General features: G+C 69.4%; 16 protein-coding genes. 9 read left to right on the forward strand and 7 right to left on the reverse strand.

Translation table 11 applies throughout. The annotated features are described in order from the left end of the window. Nucleotides 1-39: 39 nt before the first annotated feature. Genes ACIA8G_RS15800 through ACIA8G_RS15815 form a run of 4 tightly spaced genes read right to left on the reverse strand, consistent with a single transcriptional unit; the run spans nucleotide 40 to nucleotide 4,208 of the window. Nucleotides 40-444 (reverse strand): hypothetical protein, encoded by a 405-nt coding sequence (locus ACIA8G_RS15800; protein WP_396419169.1) that lies wholly within the window; start codon nucleotides 442-444, stop codon nucleotides 40-42. A gap of 17 nt (nucleotides 445-461) precedes the next feature. Next, nucleotides 462-1,241: a hypothetical protein gene (locus ACIA8G_RS15805; RefSeq protein ID WP_396419170.1), complete on the reverse strand. Its 780-nt coding sequence runs from the start codon at nucleotides 1,239-1,241 to the stop codon at nucleotides 462-464. Between the two features lie 35 nt (nucleotides 1,242-1,276). Beyond that, nucleotides 1,277-1,417, reverse strand: a complete 141-nt coding sequence (locus ACIA8G_RS15810; protein ID WP_396419172.1) for a hypothetical protein — start codon at nucleotides 1,415-1,417, stop codon at nucleotides 1,277-1,279. Nucleotides 1,418-1,427: 10 nt separating this feature from the next. After that, nucleotides 1,428-4,208 (reverse strand): hypothetical protein, encoded by a 2,781-nt coding sequence (locus ACIA8G_RS15815; protein ID WP_396419173.1) that lies wholly within the window; start codon nucleotides 4,206-4,208, stop codon nucleotides 1,428-1,430. A 112-nt stretch (nucleotides 4,209-4,320) separates the two neighbouring features. On the opposite strand from ACIA8G_RS15815, the gene ACIA8G_RS15820 reads away from it, so the two are divergent. Both ACIA8G_RS15820 and ACIA8G_RS15825 read left to right on the forward strand, forming a co-directional pair. Continuing rightward, complete coding sequence (locus ACIA8G_RS15820) at nucleotides 4,321-5,631, forward strand: DUF2252 domain-containing protein (protein WP_396419174.1); 1,311 nt, start codon at nucleotides 4,321-4,323, stop codon at nucleotides 5,629-5,631. Between the two features lie 117 nt (nucleotides 5,632-5,748). Beyond that, the gene (locus ACIA8G_RS15825) at nucleotides 5,749-6,354 is read left to right on the forward strand and encodes a DsbA family protein (RefSeq protein WP_396419175.1); all 606 of its coding nucleotides are present in this window, start codon (nucleotides 5,749-5,751) and stop codon (nucleotides 6,352-6,354) included. Between the two features lie 7 nt (nucleotides 6,355-6,361). Here ACIA8G_RS15825 and ACIA8G_RS15830 read toward each other — a convergent pair whose 3' ends face one another. Continuing rightward, the gene (locus ACIA8G_RS15830; RefSeq protein WP_396419176.1) at nucleotides 6,362-7,243 is read right to left on the reverse strand and encodes a diguanylate cyclase; all 882 of its coding nucleotides are present in this window, start codon (nucleotides 7,241-7,243) and stop codon (nucleotides 6,362-6,364) included. Nucleotides 7,244-7,516: 273 nt separating this feature from the next. On the opposite strand from ACIA8G_RS15830, the gene ACIA8G_RS15835 reads away from it, so the two are divergent. The 4 genes from ACIA8G_RS15835 (at nucleotide 7,517) to ACIA8G_RS15850 (ending at nucleotide 11,445) form a co-directional block, all read left to right on the forward strand. Beyond that, nucleotides 7,517-8,224 carry a hypothetical protein gene (locus ACIA8G_RS15835; protein ID WP_396419177.1) on the forward strand — a complete coding sequence of 236 codons (708 nt, stop codon included), beginning with the start codon at nucleotides 7,517-7,519 and terminating at the stop codon, nucleotides 8,222-8,224. A 70-nt stretch (nucleotides 8,225-8,294) separates the two neighbouring features. After that, nucleotides 8,295-8,852 carry a hypothetical protein gene (locus ACIA8G_RS15840; RefSeq protein ID WP_396419178.1) on the forward strand — a complete coding sequence of 186 codons (558 nt, stop codon included), beginning with the start codon at nucleotides 8,295-8,297 and terminating at the stop codon, nucleotides 8,850-8,852. Further along, nucleotides 8,839-10,053, forward strand: a complete 1,215-nt coding sequence (locus tag ACIA8G_RS15845; protein WP_396419179.1) for an MAB_1171c family putative transporter — start codon at nucleotides 8,839-8,841, stop codon at nucleotides 10,051-10,053. The genes ACIA8G_RS15840 and ACIA8G_RS15845 overlap by 14 nt, the downstream gene beginning before the upstream one ends. Next, the gene (locus tag ACIA8G_RS15850; protein ID WP_396419180.1) at nucleotides 10,054-11,445 is read left to right on the forward strand and encodes an NAD(P)/FAD-dependent oxidoreductase; all 1,392 of its coding nucleotides are present in this window, start codon (nucleotides 10,054-10,056) and stop codon (nucleotides 11,443-11,445) included. Here the strand turns inward: ACIA8G_RS15850 and ACIA8G_RS15855 are convergent. Next, nucleotides 11,423-11,902 carry a VOC family protein gene (locus ACIA8G_RS15855; protein WP_396419181.1) on the reverse strand — a complete coding sequence of 160 codons (480 nt, stop codon included), beginning with the start codon at nucleotides 11,900-11,902 and terminating at the stop codon, nucleotides 11,423-11,425. The genes ACIA8G_RS15850 and ACIA8G_RS15855 overlap by 23 nt on opposite strands. 84 nt (nucleotides 11,903-11,986) lie before the next feature. On the opposite strand from ACIA8G_RS15855, the gene ACIA8G_RS15860 reads away from it, so the two are divergent. Then, the gene (locus ACIA8G_RS15860) at nucleotides 11,987-12,940 is read left to right on the forward strand and encodes a helix-turn-helix transcriptional regulator (RefSeq protein WP_396419182.1); all 954 of its coding nucleotides are present in this window, start codon (nucleotides 11,987-11,989) and stop codon (nucleotides 12,938-12,940) included. A 731-nt stretch (nucleotides 12,941-13,671) separates the two neighbouring features. Here ACIA8G_RS15860 and ACIA8G_RS15865 read toward each other — a convergent pair. After that, a complete protein-coding gene (locus ACIA8G_RS15865; protein ID WP_396419183.1) occupies nucleotides 13,672-14,160 on the reverse strand; it encodes a DUF4262 domain-containing protein in 489 nt (162 codons plus the stop codon). A gap of 143 nt (nucleotides 14,161-14,303) precedes the next feature. On the opposite strand from ACIA8G_RS15865, the gene ACIA8G_RS15870 reads away from it, so the two are divergent. Next, nucleotides 14,304-17,375, forward strand: coding sequence for a hypothetical protein (locus ACIA8G_RS15870; protein ID WP_396419184.1), 3,072 nt, complete (start codon nucleotides 14,304-14,306; stop codon nucleotides 17,373-17,375). Next, nucleotides 17,376-20,510 (forward strand): TIR domain-containing protein, encoded by a 3,135-nt coding sequence (locus ACIA8G_RS15875; protein ID WP_396419185.1) that lies wholly within the window; start codon nucleotides 17,376-17,378, stop codon nucleotides 20,508-20,510. Nucleotides 20,511-20,520: the final 10 nt, after the last annotated feature.

Consider the following 20,520-nt stretch of genomic DNA (forward strand, 5'->3'; position numbering starts at 1 on the left):
AAAGCGGTGGTGGGCCGGGATTTCCGGCCCACCACGGGCTCAGCAGGACTGGTGCCGGACGTGCGCGTCCTCGTAGGTGGAGATCTTCTTGTACTGCCCGGCGGACAGGCTGAAGTCCCGCCACTGCCAGAAGCCCGGCGGCACCCACGCCGCGATCCTCCCGGAAGCGTTGCACGGCACCCAGAAGCCGTCCCAGTCCTCGCCTCGCGGGGTCTCGTCTCCCGGCGCCAGGTACATCCAGCGCGAGTCCGGCTTCGGGCCGGTGTCGCCCCAGTCCTTGATCGCCCAGAGGTGGTTGTTGCTCTCGTTCATGACCGAGCCGCAGATGTTGCCGATGCAGCCACCCATGGTCTCGAAGTCACCCGCCGGAGCGGCCTGCGCCATCCCGGCGGTCGACATCAGCGCGGCCGCCGCGAGTCCCAGTGCGGCAAGAGTTCGTTTCATCGCTTTCCTCCCCTTGGTCATGGCACGAGTGCCCATGCCTGCTGTGCGCTGGCTTTGCAGAACGCGAGCCAGCGGCTCTGCGTGGTGATCACGCCGTCGGAACCGGCCCGCGCGAGAGCCGCGGAGGAGTCGCGCTGGGTCTGCGGGCCCCAGTCACCGTCGATTCCCGTGGAGTAGCCCCAGATGTACTGGCACGCGGCCTGGACGAAGAGCGTCTGGGTGGCCGAGGACGTGTTGTAGCTGGAGTCGCCGCTGCCCGACACCGCGTTGTCGATGTGCACGTGGTTGTGGTGTTCGGCGTTGTCCAGGTACGAGATGACGTGCCGGAAGTGGTAATGCAGGCTCGCGAGCGTGCCCCAGTAGCGGATGCGGGCGACGCGCAGGGCATCGCCGGAGGAGTTCCGCCACTGGTCGTAGCGGCCGTTGAAGGCGGTGAACATCGCGCCCGTGTCGCGGTTCGTGATGAGCATGCGCGCGAGGTCGAACGCGCGGCCCTCACCGTGCATGCCGGGCTTGTTGACGTACGCGCCGTAGGAGTAGATCTTGTGCGGCGCGGTCCAGTGCTGCGGCGTCCAGTTGCGCCAGTGGACGTGCCACGTCTCCAGGCGCGAGTAGAAGCCGGGCTCGTAGCGGAACGACGTCGCGGCGCCGTTCACCTCGTAGAAGGTCGGTTGCGAGTTGATCTCGCTCTGGGTGACCAGGGTCGCCGCGGTGGCGCGGCCGGTGCCGAGCAGAACCGCCGCTGAGCCCGCCGCCGCTGCGGCGAGGATGCTCCGGCGCGACATGGATCCGTTCATGCCCAGCAGTTTTCAGCCGGGCACGAACGGAATCCCTAGTCCTGCGACCAGTCTTCGGCCGCGGGGACGCTGACCGGCGTCTCCTCGACGCAGGCCGGCTCTTCGTGCTCCGCCTCGTCCACGAGCCCGAGCATGCGATGCACCTGTTCCCTGCTTGCACCGAACATGAAGCACATGCCGTTGACGCTAGGCGCGACCGCGGGCCTGGGCTTCTCGATTCCTGCTCGCTATGCGCGCGCCGAGGCCGAACGCCACCAGCAACGCGCCGGCCAGGCCGATCCCGAGCAGTGACGCACCGGTCTTGGCCAGCACGACCTTCGGGGTCGGCTGCGCCGGACCGGCGGGACCGGTGGGAGCGGTGGGAGCGGCGGGGTTGTGGGGCGCACCCGGTTCACCTGGCTCACCCGGTTCGCCAGGGGTCGGCGGCCACGGCTCCTTCGTCTCGTCCGGCTCCAGGCGGATGTCCCGGGACATCCCGCCACCACCGACGACCTTGATCTCTCCCTGGGACGAGTCGGAGTACTTCCACTTCCCGTCGATCGACGCCTTGTACGGACCGGCAGGCACGCGCGGGATCGTCAGCTGACCGTTGGCATCCGGCACCCCATCGGCGACGACGGCGTTGCCGAACCAGTTGCGGAGCACCATCCGGACGTTCGGCACTCCTTCGCCCTCGTCGACCCGGTAGTTCTGGTTCTTGTCGTGGTAGAGCCGGACGTTCACCGAGCCGAACCCACCGGGCACGCTCGCCCAGGCCCTCCCGACGGGGAGGTCGTAGTTGCGGTCGACGTCAGGGCCGAACCGGCAGTACACCTGCACCTCGCCGAACTGGAGCGCCCCCTGGGGAACCTCCTCGACGACGGTGATCGTCTTCGTCTCACCGATGTCCACGGTCACGCCGCCGGCCGCCGGAGCGAGGTCGCCCCACTTCGGCCCCACGCCCAGGTAGCTCTTGTCGTACACCCAGCAGGCGGCCGTGATGCCGGCGATCGGGCGGTCACCCGTGTTGGTCAGCTTCACCGTGAGCCTGGCGGACTCACCAGGCTCGTAGGAGGCCTTGTCGAACGTCGTCGTCGCCTGGAGCACCGCGGCGGTCGACCGTTCGGCCCGCACCGAGAGATCCACTCCGGCGGGCGTCACGAGCACGCTGCGCACCGAGGTGTCGCTGTCGGGCACCTTCCACCCGTAGATCGTGTAGTTGAGGACCCATCGACCACCCGGCGCGTCCTCGAACACGAACCGGCCCTCCGCGTCCGTGACGCGCGTCGCCGCGTACCGCGGAACGGCACGGGAGATCCTGACCTCGGCCCCTGCCAGCGCCTCACCGGGATCCTGCTGCCCGTTGTGGTTCTTGTCGCCGTACAGAACGCCGCGCACGTCACCCACGACGAACGTGATCGTGGTGCTGCCGGAGAACCAGTCCTCCCTGTTGTCCTTCCTGCCGGCGTACTCCAGGTAGTGCTCGAGCTTCAGCGTCTGCGGTTCGGGCCGCCAGTCGTTGATCGGGCTCACCGCGACCACCGTCCGCGTCTCACCCGGTTCCAGCCGCAGGCCGGGGCCACCGGGCTTGAGGGGGCCGTAGTCGGTGATGTCCTCCCTCGGGTTGCCGATCAGCGCCCACGGCAGGCGCACCCGTTCCGCGGCCTGCTCCCCCGCGTTCGTGATCGTGAACTTCATCCGCATGGTCTCGTGCGACTGGTAGTTCGGCTTGTCGAACTCGAGGGTCGTCCGCAGGGCCGCCTTGGAGGTCGGCGCCGGGTACATGAAGTACGTCGTGGTGGAACCCGGCGCGTAGACGTACACCTCGTACGGAGCGCCGCCGACGGTGAAGGACCACGGGCTGGACGGCACGGCGTGATACGAGCCGACCGGCACGTCCTTGAACGCGACCACGCCGTCCGATCCGCTGACGACGCTGGCGACGTCGGTGCCGCTGACCGGATCGCGCAGGGTGACCGTCGTGCCGCTGATCGCCTCACCGTCGTCGAACTCGCGGTTCTTGTTCTTGTCGTCGACGAGGACCATCGTCTTGCCGCCCTTGCCGCCGGTCACCTTCACACGGGCGGAGACGGACACGCCGTAGTTGTCGGCGGCATCCGGTGCGAAGTTGCACAGGAGCAGGGCCTCACCCCAGTCGCGAGCACCCACCGGCACGGTCTCGTTGATCACGATCGTCCGCTGCTCTCCCACCGCGAGCGTCACCCCGCCGCCGCGCAGGACGTCCCACTCGGGCCCGTGGCCGAGGTGGTGCCCGACCCCGGTCTGGGTGCAGTCCGCCTGGATGCCAGTGATCGGGTGACCACCGGTGTTGGTGAGCGTGACCGTGATCCGCGCGGTGGCCGGGTAGGCGTAGCCGGCCTGGTCGAACGACGCGGTCGCGGTGAAGAGCTCGGCGTACGGCCGCTGACCGGGAACCGTCAGTTCCGCGGTCTGGTTCGCCTCAACGGTGACGTGCGCACCGCCGGACGGGATGTGTGCTTTCCAGCCGTCGGGCAGTTCGTAGTACAGCCGGTACCTGCCGACCGGGATGCCGGTCAAGGACGCGCGGCCGGACACGTCGGTGAACTTCGTGTGGTCTCCGCGGGAGTCGAGCAGCGAGACCTTCGCGTCCTTCAACGCCTCGCCCAGGTCGAGCGTGCCGTTGCGGTTGGCGTCGGCGAAGACCACGGCGTTGACGTTGCCGGTCTGGGCCACGGCTTCGGTCCTGGCGGGTGGCGCGGTGGTGGACGGCGGTGCCGGTTGCGAGGTCGGCGCCGGTGGCTCCGATGGTGGTAGAGGTGGTTCTGACGTCGGAGGTGGTGGTGTCGTGGTCTCCGTTGGTGGCGGCGACGCCGATGTGGACGGAGGAGCCGGCGGATCGGTCTCCTGGGCCAGTGCGGTCGTGGCGATGCCGCCGAGCGCGAGCATCGCGGCTGTGGTCAGCGCACCCAGTCCGAGCAGGGCGCGGCCGACTGTTCTGTTGGACAAAGTTGATCCCCCATGTATCAACGGCAGTCTTCCTGCCGATTTCCCAATGCACCGCCTTCCCGGTTTGTTGAGTTCTCCGGCCGCCGTGGCCGGATCAGAGGTGAGGGGTCTCATGACCGATCGCGGGGACCGCATCGTGAGCGTGCTCGAGGACGCCTTCGCCGGGCTGATGAAGGCCGACCCGGCCGCGTTCCGGCACAAGTTCCGCAAGATGGCGGCCGAACCGTTCACGTTCTACCGGGGCAGCGCGTGCCTCTTCTACGCCGACATGGCCGAACTGCCGGACGAGTGGACCGATGAGCGGACCAGCCGCATCTGGATCCAGGGCGACCTGCACGCGCAGAACTTCGGCACGTACATGGACTCCGAGGGCACGCTGGTGTTCGACGTCAACGACTTCGACGAGGCGTACCTCGGCTCGTTCACGTGGGACGTCCGCCGGTTCGCGGCGAGCATGGCCCTGCTCGGCTGGCGCAAGGCGTTGCCGGACAGCGCGATCATCGACCTGATCCGCACCTACGTGGCGGCCTACGTCGGCCAGGTCCGCTCGTTCGCCGAGCGCCCCGGCGACGAACTCTTCAGCCTGCGCCTGGACAACACCGAGGGCGCGCTGCACCGCGTGCTGCAACGGGCGCGGCTGGCCACCCGGATCGGCCTGCTGGAAGAGAAGACCGTCATCGTCGACTACGAGCGCACGTTCCGCCACGACCGCGAGGGCATCCACGACCTGTCGCCGTCGGAGCGCGAGGCGGTGGGGCGGGCGTTCGAGTCCTATCTGGACACCATTCCCAAGGGCAAGCGGGCCAGCAGCCGCACCTACGCCGTCAAGGACGTGGTGGGACGCAGCGGGTTCGGCATCGGCTCAGCCGGTCTGCACGCGTACAACATCCTCGTCGAGGGCCGCTCCCAGGCGCTGGAGAACGACGTGGTGCTGTCCATGAAGCAGGCCAACGTCGCCGCGCCCAGCCGCATCGTGGCCGACTCGCGCATCCGGTCGTACTTCACCGACCACGGCCACCGGACGGCCGTCTCGCAGCGGGCCCTGCAGGCGCACGCCGACCCGTGGCTCGGGCACACCGAGATCGACGGTGTCGGCTACGTCGTGGCCGAGCTGTCGCCGTACGAGGCGGATCTCGACTGGTCCGACCTGACCGAGCCCGCGGACATGCTGCCGGTGCTCGGCTACCTCGGGCGCGCCACGGCGAAGATGCACTGCGTCGCCGACGAGGACTCCGCGCAGACCCTGGTCGACTTCCAGTGCGAGGAGGCGATCGCGGCGGTCATCGGGGGCCGGGAGGCCGCGTTCGCGGACTCGATCGTGGAGTTCGCGCTGGAGTACGCGCAGCAGACGCGCGAGGACCACCGGCTGTTCGTGGACGCGTTCCGGGAGGGGCGGATCAAGGGGGTCGGCTCGACCGCGTGAGGCTGGCCTGGGACCACGCCGAGCGGTGGCCGGCCCAGCAGGCCATCACGATCTTCACCCACCGTTGATCCTGGTCACAGCGGAAATATCTGGCCAGCCCGACAGTTTGTACTGGTCGTGAAGCTCGTCTACGTCTTCGACGCGTACTGCGGCTGGTCGCACGCCTTCTCCGGCACCCTCCAGGCCGTCACCGCCCGCCACCCCGACCTGCCGGTCGAGGTGATCTCCGGCGGCCTGTTCACCGGCCAGCGGCGGGTGCCGATCCGCGAGTTCGGGTTCATCAAGGACGCGAACGTCCAGGTCACCGCGCGGACCGGGGCGCGCTTCGGCGAGGCCTTCGACCGCCTGCTGGACGAGGGCTCGTTCGTCATGGACTCCGAGGCCGCCGCGCGGGGCCTGATCGCGCTGCGCCAGGCCGCGCCCGCACGAGCCGCGGAGCTCGCCGTCGCGATGCAGAACGCGTTCTTCCACAACGGTTCGAGTCTGTCCGATCCGGACACCTACCGGGCGATCGCTACCGACTTCGGCCTCGACGCCGACGCGGTCGTGGCCGCGTTCGAGAGTGGACGGCCGGAAGAGGACTTCCAGCGCGCTGCCCGGCTCGGCGTGAGCGGCTTCCCCACGCTGATCGCCGTGCGCGGCTCCGACATGTTCGCGCTCGCGCGTGGACACGCCACCGCCGACGAGGTCGAGGAGCGTCTGACGGCCCTGAGCCAGCGGTAGCCGGCTGTCAGTGCGCCAGGCCGTGGTGGCGGCTGGTCCACGCGGCCACGGCCGGCAGCACGTCGTTGATCCACTCGCGGGCCGCGGCGGTGAGCTCGTAGCGCGCGGCGCGGCGGAGCACAAACCCGTTGTCCTGCAAGCGCTCCAGAGTGCGGTACACCTTCGGGCCGAGGGCAGGGACGAGCTCCTCCACCGCCTTGGCACCCTCGGACAGGGCGACCAGGACGTGCGGCAGCAGGTCGTTGCTCATCAGGTCCTGCAACGTGAGCAGGTGCTTGAGGGCCGAGGTGTCCGTGTTGCGCTCGGCCGCGAACGCGCTGTGGTCGTGCACCTGGACGCGCGCACGGCCGTTGCGCTTCGCGCGCTGCAACGCCGCGTCGGTCTCGCGGACGAGGTCGATGAGCGTGTCTTCGCCGCCGGGGACGTGCGCCGCTACGCCGATGGACGCGGTCTGGCCGTAGAGGGTGAGGCCGTAGCCGTCGTTCGTGGTGACCTCGGTCTGCAACGCGCGGATGCCGCGCAACATCCGTTCGGCAACGACAGCCGCCTCGCCTGCGGTGGTTCGCGGCAGCAGCACGAGGAACTCGTCACCGCCGTACCGGCACACGAGGTCTGCCGAGCGCGTGTGCTTCGCGAGCACTTCGGACACATCCGTCAGCACGACATCGCCCGCGGGGTGACCGTATTCATCGTTGATCTTCTTGAAGCGGTCCAGGTCGATCATGAGGAGCGCGACCTGCTCCCACCGGCGTTGCGCACGGCGGTACACGGCGGGTGCCTGGTCGTCCCAGCCCCAACGGCCGAGAAGACCCGTCAGGCGGTCCGTCGCCCACGCGCCTACTGGCTGCGCGCAGGAACCGCAGCGTGAGGGAGCGCTCTCATCGTGCACGTGAAGAGAGCGGGCTGCACCATCATGGTTCACCGGAAGCCCCATCCGCACAGTCGTCATGAGTCCCCCCAGACTTCAGCTCTGACTGGCCCGAGCTGCCCCTTTCAACTGAGGTGACGTCGTTCGGGTCAAACGCGACACAACAGTGGAAGCGGCGGACTGTGATCATAGGGCTACACACAGGTGGATTCAACCCCTGTGATGCCATATGCTCTGCGGGTTCCACAACAGTGGAATGATCGCTGGCCAGGGGTCGCTCAGCGGAGGTGTGGCGTGAGGCCGTTCGCCGAGGTGCTCAACGAGCTGTGCAACAACCCGCCCAACCGCCAGGGCAAGGTGACCAACGTAGCGCTTGCCGCCGCGGTCAAGGAGCGGGGCGGCGACATCGGGCACGGCTACATCTCGCAACTGCGGCTCGGGGTCAAGGACAACCCGACCTGCCAGGCGATCGTCGACCTCGCCGGCGCTTTAGGTGTGCACCCCGCCGTCTTCCTCGGTGGCCGGGGCGAGGTCCATCCCGGTGAGCGGCCTGGTTGGCGCGCGCACGCGGTGAGCACGCTCTTCGAAGCGGTGCACCCGCCGGACCGCGGGCCGTGGTCCCCGGAGGAGGTCGCGGCCTCGATCAGCTCGTCCGGGCAGTACGGCAGCATCTCCGCGAGCTACATCCGCGAGCTGATCAGCGCTACCAGCGACAACCCGCGCCTCAAGCACATCCTCGGGCTGGCCGACCACTTCGGCGCCGACCCCGCCTACTTCTTCGACGACGACCTGGCCGCACGGGTCGACTCGGAGCTGACCGACTTCCTGGCGCTGCGCGAGCTCGGTGTGGTCGAGTTCGTCACCCGTCTGGCCGAACGCACGGGTCAACTCTCCCCACAGGCCAGGGCCGCTGCGGTAGAAGGGTTCCGGCAGGCCCTGGAGGTCGGCGAGGGCTGGACGTTCCCGATGAAGGGCCGACGAACGCCCCCGGATCAGACGTGACGCCGGTGTGAAGATCTCTGTCTGGTCCGCCCCGAGAGACGCCACAGCAGACATCGAGAGGAGGCGACGGGTGAACCGCAGGAAACTGCGCAAGCTGGTCGACGAGGCCGCCCGTGACCTCGACCTGCCGCCCGACGCCACGCACAAGGACGCGAGCCGCCGCGTGTGCGAGCTGATGAGCGAACGGCTGGGGCGCCCGGTCGACGTCCGCTTCGCCGCCATCACGAACGCGGTCTGCCTCAGCGGCGCGACGGCGTTGCTCGAGAACGGCACCTACCTCGTCATCTGCGCAGACTCTCCGTCCTGGTACCACCGTCTGCACGTGCTGCTGCACGAGTTCGCCCACGTGTTGCTGGAGCACCAGCCCGTGGCGCTGAGCCGCAGCGAGGGCATGCGCAAGCTCGCGCCGCACCTGTTGCCTAGGATGGCGCAGATCATCGCCGGGCGGACGACGCTGACCGAGGACGAGGAGCGCGATGCCGAGAACCTCGCCGACCACCTGCTGGAGATCCTGACCGAACACCGGGTGTGGGCCGACACGGCCGCCACCGAGGCTGCGCCGCACGTGCGGCGCGTCGCCGAGTCTCTCGAAGGAAGATCACGCTGGGTGCGACGTGGCGATCTTTAACCTGATCTACCTCTCGTGCGGCATCGTCGGCCTGCTCCTCCTCGCGTACAAGATCCGGGCACTGCGCTCGAGCTGGGGCAGTCCGCGCGTCGTCGCGTTGATCTCGACCGTGTTCTTCTCGGCGTTCGCCGTGCTCTTCGCCGCCCCCGCGAACATCACCTGGATCAACTGGGTGAGCGGGATGCCGAACTTCGCCGCGTTGATCGTTTATAGCCTCGTGGTCTGCTTCGCCGGCGCCGCGTTCGCGTTGGTGCTGTACTGGCGGTACCCGCCGGAGCAGGCGTGGCACCGCGTCCGGCTGATCATCATCAGCTACGGCTCGATCGTCGCGGCGATGATCGTGCTGTTCTTCAAGTCCGAGGTCGGGGAAGAACGCCAGGTCGACTTCGACACCTTCTACGCCACGCAGCCCACGGTGGCGGTGTTCCTGTTCATCTACCTCGTCGCCACGATGGTCGGCTGCGGCGGACAGGCCTACCACTGCTGGCAGGGCGCACGGGACGAGGCGATCTCCGCACGGCCGTGGCTCGCGCGCGGCCTGCGCTGGTACTGCTTCGCCGGGCTCTTCCCGGTGGCGTTCGCGGTCATCAAGCTCTTCGTGCTGCTGATGGACTGGGTCGGTGAGCGCAGCTTCGACGTGCTCAGCATGACCGCGCCGCTGATGGCGTCGCTCTCGATCTTCCCCCTCGTGATCGCGATGGCGCTGCCGGTGTTCGGGCCGCGCCGGCCGTCACCATCGCTGTGGGTGCGGCGCTGGCGGACGTACTTCGCGCTGCGGCCGTTGCACCGGGCGTTGGTGCACGTGAACCCCGGCATCGTGCTGATCGCGCCGGGCAAGTTCCTCAACCCGCACCACCGGGTGCGCCGGCAGATCATCGAGCTCAACGACTGGCGCTGGGCGCTCACGCCGTACTTCGACCTGTCCGTCGGCGAGACCGCGACCTCCCTCGCGCGCCAGGCCGCGCTGCCCAAGGACGAGCTCGCCGCCGTCGTGGAGGCCGCCCAGCTGCGGGCCGCCGGGTCCGGTGGACGCCGCAAGCCCGCCAAGCGCCGGCCGGCCGCGGAGATCGTCGACGGCACCGACCTCGCCACCGAACACGACAGGTGGGTGCGGATCTCGCGGGCGTTCCAGCACTCGCCGATCGTCGTCGCCGCCATCTCCGACGCCGCACGCGTGGACGCAGCAGGGGGAAAAGAGTAGATGGCACCCACACACGCCGTTGTCCTCGGTGGAGGACTCTCGGGCATGCTGGCGGCCTCTGTCCTCGTCAGACACGTGGACGAGGTCACCGTCGTGGAGCGCGACAAGTTGCCGGACGGCCCCTCGCCGCGATCCGGTGTGCCGCAGGCGAAGCACGCGCACCTGCTGATGTCGGGCGGGGCACGGGCGATCGAGACGGTGCTGCCGGGAACGATGGACGCGCTGGTCGCCGCCGGTGCGCACCGGATCGGCGTGCCGAACGACCTGGTGTCGCTGAGCGCGCAGGGATGGGTGCCGCGGTTCCCCGAGATGCAGTTCATCGTCTCCTGCAGTCGTGGCCTGCTGGACTGGGTCGTGCGCAGCCAGGCGTTGCGGGACAACAAGATCTCGGTGCTGACCGGTACCGAGCCGGTGTCGCTGCTCGGTGATCGGCACGCGGTCACCGGGGTCCTTGTCGAGGACCGCGTGTCCCGCGAGCAGATCTCGCTGGAGGCCGACCTCGTGATCGACGCAACCGGGCGGAACTCCCGGTTGCCCGCCTGGCTCACCGACCTCGGCCTGCCCGAGGTCCACTCCGAGAGCGTCGACTCCGGACTCGCCTACGCCACGCGGATCTTCCGCGCGCCGTCCTCCGCGTCCTCCGGCTTTCCGATCGTCAACGTGCAGGCGAACCCCCGTGACCCGCATCCGGGCTGCACGGCGACCCTGCTGCCCATCGAGGACGGCCGGTGGCTGGTCACGCTGTCCGGCACCCGTGGCGGCGAGCCCACGACGGACGAGTCGGAGTTCGTCGCCTTCGCCCGCTCGGTCCGCAACCCGGTCGTCGGTGAGCTGATCTCGCAGGCCGAGCCGCTGTCGCCGGTGTACGGCTCGCACAGCACCGCGAACCGGCGGATGTTCTTCGAGCGCTTGAAGTCCTGGCCGTCCGGCATTCTCGCGCTGGGCGACTCGGTGGCCACCTACAACCCCGTGTACGGGCACGGGATGTCGATCGCCGCGCAGAGCGCCCTCGTGCTGGACGCCGAACTGCGGTCCGGCCTGGTCGCCGAGACCGCCCAGCGGGTGCAGCGCGGCATCGCGAAGGTGGTCGACGGCGCCTGGGCCATGGCCACCAACCAGGACATCCTGTATCCGGGCGCGGTCGGCAAGCCGTTGCCGCTGACCGGGCGGGTGCTGCAGCGCTACGTGGACAGGCTGGTGCGCACCGCGACGACCGAGGCGCCGGTGACCAGGGCGTTCCTCGACGCGTTCACCCTGTCCGGCCCGATGGCCCGGCTGGTCAGCCCGGCCGTGATGTGGGCGACCATGCGTGGGCCGCGGCGTTCGGTGTCGCCGGAGCCCACGCTGACCGCGGCCGAGCGGGAGCGGGTCACCGGATCGACGTCGGCGTGAAGTCCGCGCTCTGCACGTAGTCCATGGCCTTGGCGAACGCCGGGTCCGCGAGCCTGGCGTTCAGCTCGTCCTCGGTCGGCTCGGCGACGCGCTGGTGGATCCACCACAGGTTGCCGAACGGATCTTCGAAGCGGCTGACCCGGTCGCCCCAGAACAACTCGGTCGGCTCGGTGATGACCTTCGCGTTGCGAGCCGTGGCGCGCTTGAGGATCTCGGCGTCGTCGGCGACGTAAAGGCGGAGGAACGACGGCGTGTCCGGCCAGTTCGGCTTGTCGAAAAGCATGACGACCGAGTCACCGATGCGAACCTCGGCGTGACCGATGGCCGGCGCCTCACCGACGCGGCCGAGATCGGTCGCGTCGAAGACCTCGACGATGAAGTCGATCAGCTCGGCCGTGTGGCCGTTGGTGATCAGCCACGGCGTGACGGTGTGGTAGCCCTCGGGCACGACGTTCATCGGGTCCATCCCCTCGTTGGTTGAGACGACCGTATTCCGGATGTAGGACAATATCGGTCCTAGTTCTGAACTAGATTTGCCGGCATGAGTGATGCGGCCCGGTTGTTGCGTCTGCTGTCGCTGCTGCAGACACCCCGCGAGTGGCCAGGCAGCGAACTGGCGGCCCGCCTGGAGGTGACCCCGCGGACGGTGCGCCGCGACATCGACCGGCTGCGCGACCTCGGCTACCCCGTCGAGGCCACGATGGGCATGCTCGGCGGATACCGCCTGGTCGCGGGCAAGGCCCTGCCGCCCCTGCTGCTGGACGACGAGGAAGCCGTCGCCATCGTGGTCGGCCTGCGCACAGCAGCACGACAACCGGTGGCAGGCATCGCCGAGGCCTCATCGCGAGCGCTGGCGAAACTGCAGCAGGTGCTACCGCCCCGCCTGGCGCGCCGCGTCTCGTCGCTGACCTCGGCCACCGCACCCGGCGCTGCCTCGTTCGCCTCCCTGGTCGACCCGGCTCAGCTCACCGTGGTCGCCGGAGCCGTGCACAGCCGCGAACGGGTGCGGTTCTCGTACGTGGCCCATGAGGGTGTCGTCTCCAAGCGGCACGTCGAGCCTGTTCAGTTGGTAGCGCTCGGCCGGCGCTGGTACCTCCTCGCTTTCGACCTGGAACGGGATGACTGGCGGATCTTCCGGCTGGACCGGGTCTCCTCGGCGCTGGCTACGGGTGCGCGGTTCACGCCCCGCGTGCCGCCTGGCGGGGATGCTGCGGAGTACGTGACGCAGAAGATGTACGACGCGGCGCCTACCTATCGGGCTCGCGCGACGTTGCGGCTGCCGGTGGGGCTGGCTCGGGCTCGTCTTGCGGACTTCGCTGGGGAGTTGGAGGCCGTTGACGATGAGTCGTGTCGGTGGCACAGCGTTGAGGACACGGTTGATTACCTCGCTTTTCGGCTCACCTTGCTGGGGTGTGAGTTCACCGTGGATGGGCCGGTTGAGTTGGTTGAGCATTTGCGGGGGCTTGGGGAGCGGATTTCGCGGTCGGTGGGGTAGCGGCGGCTCGGGCGCGGTTGACGGGGTAGCTGGCGGGCACGGTTGGTGGGGTGGCGGCGGGCTTGGGCGGCGGCTGGTGGGCTAGTGGCGGACTCGGGCGGCCGGTGGGCTAGCGGTGCGTTGGGGCGCGGCCGGTGGGGTAGCCGGCGGACTCGGGGGCAGTCGGTCGGGTAGCCGGCAGGCTCGGGCGCAGCCAGTCGGGTAGCCGGCGGACTCGGGCGCAGCCGGTCGGGTAGCCGGCGGACTCGGACGCAGCCGGTCGGGTAGCCGGCGGACTCGGACGCAGCCGGTCGGGTAGCCGGCGGACTCGGACGCAGCCGGTCGGGTAGCCGGCGGACTCGGGCACGGCCGGTGAGCTAGCCATGCGCTGGGACGCGGCCGGTGCGGTAGCCGGCGGACTCGGGCACGGCCGGTGAGCTAGCCATGCGCTGGGACGCGGCCGGTGCGGTAGCCGGCGGACTCGGGCGCAGCCAGTCGGATAGCCGGCGGACTCGGGCGCGGCCGGTGAGCTAGCCATGCGCTGGGACGCGGCCGGTGCGGTAGCCGGCGGACTCGGGCGCAGCCGGTCGGATAGCCGGCGGACTCCGGCACAGCCGGTGGGCTAGCGGTGCGCTGGGGCGGGGCTGCTCGAGGCTCGGGCCACCAGTTCGGGACGCGGGCCCGCCAAGGCGCCACCCACCCCAAGCGCACCGGCCTCTACGCACCCCAGCAAGAACCACCGCAGCACCCGCTCACCCACCACCCCGACTAGGCGGACGAGCTCTAACCCCCAACACCGGCTGCCCTCCCACCACCCCGGAGTACTCGCGATCCCAAGGCCACCGCCCCTCCAAATCCGAATGCACCAACTGCAACGCCGAAATCCGCTCCCCGAACAACCGCGCAGCCACCAACAGGTGAGCCCAAGGCCGCGCCACCGCCACAACCTCCAACAGCGGCCCACCCGCCAGCGCAAAACGCTGCCCCGGCGACGGCAGGCAGCGGTGGGCGAAGTGCTCGGCCGCGTCGTCCAGCAGCCGACCCGCCTCGAGCGGCGCCATGCCCGTCACCACGAGCTCCGGCAGGCCGCGCGGCGACAGACCCACGGTGTACGCCCAGGGCGGATGGGCTCGGTCTCGTTCTATCGCCTGCACCGCCCAGCCTCGGGCGTCGATGCAGCGGCGCAGGGTCGTCAGGTGGTCTTCCATGCGGCTCGCGGGGTGGTCGCAGTCCCAGCACATCGCGGTCTCCTCAGATCGAACGTGATGGGTCCAGTGTGGCGAGAAGCACCGACAAGATCGTTTGGGCAGTTCGTGGACAGAAAGTGGACAAACGATCTGACGGCCGTCTGGATCGTTAATCTGCGACGCACGGAGGATCGTCCATGCGCCAACGAACGCTTCTCATCACGTTGGCCGTTGTCGCACTCATCGCGGCCGCGGGCATCGTGGTCGTGCTTGTGCCAGATGACGCTGCGGCACAACGGCAGCAGCCGGGTTTCACCGTGTCCTTCGCAGCGGCGGAGGGGGCGTTCAGCGAGGACGAGAGCGAGCGGAACGACCAGATCAGGGACTGGGCCCGCATCGGGCTCGCCTCGCACCTCGAGCTGGACACCGACCGCCTGCGCGACGCCACGTACGACACGTTTCCCATCAGGGACAACGGGTTCGCCGACCTCGCACGGCAGCCGACCGGGCCGGGACGGGCGCTGGCCGACGGCGACACGCTGCACCTTCTCGTGCCCCGCGATGATGTCAACGACAAGCGCACCGCCGGACTGCTGCTGGACCAGCACCGCACCGACACGGGCACCGATCCGGAACGCGTGCAGGTCCACCGATACGAAATCCGCAGCGGCACCATCGACATCATTGATGGCGATCCCCAGAGCACCAACGACTTCCGCGCGCAGAGCGGGTACGTCAACTCACGCATCAACGACGCGAACGCACTCGCCACATTCCTCGCGACCGCGAAACACCTGTCCACACTGGAGATTCGCGACGGCGAGGTGTGGGCGGGCGGCTGGAACTGGGCGGGACCGGAACTCACCGCAGACGACGTCTCTGTGCTGCAACGCGCCTACACGAAGCACGAACAGCCGGCGTTCTCCCTGGACCCGCCGGACGACGACCCGACAGAGCAAGACGTACGCGCGGTCCTCAAGAACATCGCACCGGAGATCACAGAACGGCTCCTCGCCGGGGAGATCGACCCGCAACTGGTCGAGCTGGCCATCTTCGGCCAGGCGACACCGGAGGAACTACGAGGTCTCCCCACAGACCGCACGGACCTGTGGACGATGTTCAACCTGCTGCGCGGCCGCCCGCTGTACAACATGGCCCGCTACGAAGGCGGCATCGCCGGCACCGAAGTCGGCATGACGCTCTTCTACACCGACCTGATCGCCAAGCAGTGGGTCGACGGCGTCGGTGACGGTGTGCCGACCATCAGCGGGTTCCTGCCGGACAGCAAGGCGGTCACCCCGCCGAGCCACTGCGCCAAGGAGCCCGGCGCCGAAAGCGGGCGGTTGTGGTTCGGGCAGAACGACTCCGCGTTCGGATTCACGAACGACAAGGCCCACCTCGGTGCCCAGTCGACGCGGCTGTTCTCGCGATCGGACGGCGAGGTGGGCGAGGTCGAGCCGACCTACGCGTTCGGCAGGGGGCTCCGGTGGTGGGACCAGCACTACCAGGCCGTCGCCGACTACGAGCCGCAGTACGCGCGGCTCGACCAGATCATGCGCTGGAGCGGCGCGCTGGAGTGGTTGACCGGCAAGGGAAAGCAACTCCCGCTGACCACGCCGCGCAGCGATCTGAAGTTCGCCGAGTGGTACAAGAGCCGCGATGATCTCAAGGAACGCGGCGACATCCGACCGGTGCAGCCCCCGTCGGCCACGCAGGAAGCCGTCCTGACCAAACCGTCGAAAGCCTTCCAGAACTGCGGCTTCTACGGCGTCCGCGGCGGGGTCTCGCTCGGCGACCGGATCGCCCGCATCGGCGACGGCTTCAAGGCCGACCTGCCGGAACCCGTGCGCCGCGCCGGGCCGAAGGACACGAACTCGGTCCTGAGCAACGGCAACGGCAAGATCACGGACGTCACCGTCGAACTCTCCCCTGCTGGCCGGCGCCAGGTCGTCGACAGCGTCGAACGCACCCTCAGCACCGCCAACGGAACAGCCGAGGTCCGCACGGCCGCGACCGGCCGCCAGGTGATCCCGCTCGGCGAACTGAAGGTGCTGCAACCAGCGACCTCACTGCGCCAGCTCGCCACCACCCTCAAGGCGGAGAAGGGAAGGATCGACTACCAGGTCGACTACCAGGGCCAGCGCCTCGGCACGCTCGTCGCCGACAAGACCCGGTCGTTCATCTCGCTCAGTTGGGCGGCAGGCCCGCTCCAGCGGATGATCAAAGCGCTGCAGCCGGTGCAGAAGGGCAAGGACTTCAAGGACCACGTCTTCTACAGCCAGCGCGACGCGAACGGCCTGGTGCAGCACCGCATCGGTGGCGCGGACGAGCCGTGGCTCGTGTTCGGGCCGGACGGCCCGGCCGGCGAAGGCCTCGCGCTGAGGGTCGGGGTGCCGAACGCCCAGGGCCCCACCGGTCACCTGCTGGCGAAGCTCGCGCCCCGAGGGCCTCCGACCGGCGGGTACATGACGATCGCCGCCGCTCCGGACGGGCCACCGGTCGTGCAGTTCGGCAACACCCCGCCGAGCGGCAGCCAGTACCAGGTCCGCACCCCTGACGGACGCACGTCCGCCCTGTACGTCCACGACGGCAAAGCCACCGTCGCCAGCGCCGATCCCCTGCTGGGCCACAACGGATCGGTCGAAGGCGCCGCCATGCTCCGCGACATCGCGGACGTGCTGGCCAAACCCGGCGAGACCGACGCACTGCTCACCGCCGTCCGGTTCGGCGACGTCGGCGCCATGATCGGCAAGCAGGAGATCTTCCTGAGCCCACCGGGACACCAGTGGTCGACCAGGGTCCTCGAAGCGCTGAACGGCGAGACGTCCGTGTCCATGCGCATCACCGACGGCAAGGCGATCCACGTCGACAAATCGCCGCTGCACCGCGTCAGCACCCAGCAGCTCACGCTGGGCGAGGTGCTGAACTCCCCCGGCACCACGTTCTACGTCAACGAGAGCTTCCTGGCCTCACTGCCCACAAAGGACGGCCCGGTCGTCGCCGACGCACTCCCCCAGAACCTGACCGTCACGGTCCGCGAGGTCACCAAGGAGAACCGGCAGGCAGTTCCCGCTGACGTACAACAGCACCGCGGCGCGGACTGGATGCGGATCGACACGGCACCGCGGATCGGCACGCCCACCGGGCTCAACATCGTGATCACCCTTCCCTCCGCACCCCCCAGCGGCACGAAGAGCCCGGCGAACCCTGCCGCGCGCATCGTGCTGATCTGCCCGGAGGACGACGGCGCGAACGGCTGCGGGGACTGAGTGGAGATCGAACCGGGCACGCCCCTCGCGAACGCGATCCTCCGGGCTCAGGCCGCCGTCCGCCGCGGCAACGTGCACGGGACCGACCACTGGTACTCGGTGGCCGCCAAGATCAGCCTGATCGTCGCCTACGACCACTGCGCCGCCCTGCTCGGCCTGGGCGCGCTCGCACTGGCCGCCCAGCGCTGCGACGAGTACCTGGTCGTCGCGCCGAACATCGAGCTGAGGGTGCTCAGGGCCCAGATCCGCAGCGCCGCGACGGATCACGCCAGAGCCGAGCTGGACGTGCGGGAGCTGCGCAAGGAGGAGCTCACCGAACTGCAGCAGGCGATCCTCGCGCGGGTCGCCGCGCTGGCCGCCGCCGACCGCTACGACCACCCCACCGCGGAAAGCGAGCTGGACGCCGCCGAACGCCACTTCCGCCGCTCCGGTCACCCCGAGTTCCTGGAGCACATCGGCAACGACCGGCTGCTCCTCGACGTGCGCAGGGGCGCCCAGTTCCCGAAGATCGACGGCCAGGCACCGCGCACCCCGGCCCAGTTCCTCCAGCGAGCCGCGGCCCTGCGCCGGGAGCTGCGGTACGAGGAAGCACTCGCGCTGATGGTCCGCTGCGTCACCGGCTACGAGATCGAACCCGCCCTGCGGTTCGCGGTCCTGTACGAGCTGACAGTCCTGCTGGTGATGACCAGGCAACCGGGCGCGGCCCGCAAGCTCTTCCCGTTGCTGGTCGCCGCAGCGGGTCCCGAGGCGCTGTCACGGCTCCCCGACGCCACCCAGACGCTCAGCCCCGAACGCCGCCTGCACCACGTCCGCCGCCTGGTCGCGGACGACCGGCTGATCGAGGCGGAAGGCCTGCTGGAGGAGGGCGGCACCGCGCTGTGGCACCTGACCGCGGCGGAACTCGCCTACGCCAAGGGATTGCTCGAAGAGGCCCTCCGCCACTTCCACGAGGCCGTGCTCCGCACGGACCACGCCGAGCTGAAAGCGCTGGCACTGCGCAAACTCGGCGACACCTACGCCGACGCCGGCCACGCGGACGAGGCCGCCCGGCACTGGGCCGAGTCCCACCACATCGAAGAAGACGTTGCCGACCAACAGGAAACGCCCGGCACCAAGATCAGGATGCTGCGTGCAGCACGCGACGAGCACGACGGCCGGGTGCTGGCCGCGGTCCGCCGCGTCGAACGCGAAGGCAGGAAAGCGCTGGCCGGCCTGGTCGTCGCGGTCGAGGCGGCCCGTGGCGCGTCGATCCTGGACGAACCTCGCGACCTCCCCCGCTTCACCGATCTGCCGGCGGCACAACGGTGGCTCGGCAAGGTGACCGCGCAGCTACCGCGCGACCAGGTCGTGTGGATGATGCACGCCACCCCGGACCAGCTGCACCACGTGATCATCGGCCGCCGGGTCGTGCACTTCGCGACCGACGTCCACATCAGCGCGCTCACCGAGACGATCCAGCGGCTCAAGGCGTGGAACCCGCGACACGACCCGGCGATCCTGGGCAGACTCCTCGTCGAGCTCACCGGGCTGGTCGCGCTGGCGGACGTCATCGGGGCCCTCCCGCAGAAGACCACCCGGATCGCCGTCGTGGCAGGCGATCTGCTCGCGGACATCCCCCTCGCCGGCCTGCCGGTGCCCGGCACGAGACTGCACCTCGGCCAGACGCACGCGCTGTCCAGCCTGCCCTGCCTGTCCGCGCTACCACCGCTCAAACGCCGCTCCCGCAGGCAACGCGGCGACAACACGGCGATCTTCACCCCGGACCCGTCGCTGCTCGCGGCCAGGGCACCGGGCGCGAAGTTCACCGAGGTCACCGACCTCGAGCGGGAGCTCAAAGAGCATCGCTACCAACGCATCCGCATCGTCGCCCACGGCAGCCACGACCGCATGCACCCCGAGCGGTCCTGGCTGCGCTTCGGCAACGAGCGGGTGACCGCGGAAGCGCTGGGAACCATGGACTTCAGCGCGTGCGGCACGGTGGTGCTCGGTTCCTGCGAGTCCGGCATGGCGCAGCCGAGAGGCCGCGACGAGCAGGTCGGCATCGTCCGCGCGGTCATCACCGCCGGCGCCTCGTCCGTCCTCGCTGCCCGCTGGCTGGCCGAGCAGGAGGTCGCCGCGCTCGTCCTCGACGCCTTCGACCGCCACCTCGCCAAATTCCCCAGAGACCGCGCACTGCAGCTCGCACTGAGGGAGGTCGCCGACCGGCACCCCGCCGACTGGGCGTGCTGGTCCCTCTACGGCGATGCAGGCGTTCAGACCAAAGCGGGCCCGCTCCGCAGAAGACTCAGGAAGAACGGAGAACCCGTGCCGCTCGAGACCCGCCCCAAGGTGTTCCTGTCGTTCGCCGGCAAGGACCGCCCGCACGCCGAGCAGCTGCGTGCCGAGCTGGAGGCACGCAGCGTCAACGCCTATCTCGACGAGAACGAGATAGCGCCGGGCGAGAACGTGGTCAGCGCCATCAACGAAGCGCTGGCAACGTCGGACTACTACGTGCTGCTGTGGTCGGCGAACACCCCGCAGCGCGAGTGGGTGACCAAGGAGTGGACCGCGGCGTTCAACCTGGAGATGACCCGCCGCCGCGCCTTCCTGTTCATCGTCCGGCTCGACGAGGAACCGCTGCCGCCGCTGCTCTCACCCCGCAAGCACATCGACCTGCTGGACGCGGCCGACCGCCTGGTCGCGACCTGGCGCGCGGACCGCAAGTCGGAACTGCCGGTGTTCCCGCAACCCGTGCCGCCGACGCCGACCGGCCCGACCGTCGCGATCTCGGTGCGCAGCCACGACCTCGGCGTCACGCACGTCGTCATGACACCGCTGCACCTGACCGGAGCCGCGCTGTACCGGGCGGTGTTCGCCGCGATGCAGCTGCCGAGCGAGCAGTCCACCTTCGACGGCGCGATCGGGATGCGGTTCTCCTACGAGCTGTACCAGCAGAACGAGTCGATCCCGGACGACCAGTCCACTGTGGAGCTGACCTCGGACGTCGTGGACATCGCGGTCCGCGTCGAGTCGTTCGGCCCGCGCGGACCGTACAACAACAAGGAGTTCCTTCCCGACGAGGAGGCACAGGGGGCTCTCGACGTCGACCAGCAACGAATGCTTCTGGTCGCTGCCTTCCGCCATCTCCTTCCGTAGCAAGGGAAAG

It is taken from the genome of Lentzea sp. NPDC051213, from assembly GCF_044455585.1.
Lineage (GTDB): Bacteria > Actinomycetota > Actinomycetes > Mycobacteriales > Pseudonocardiaceae > Lentzea.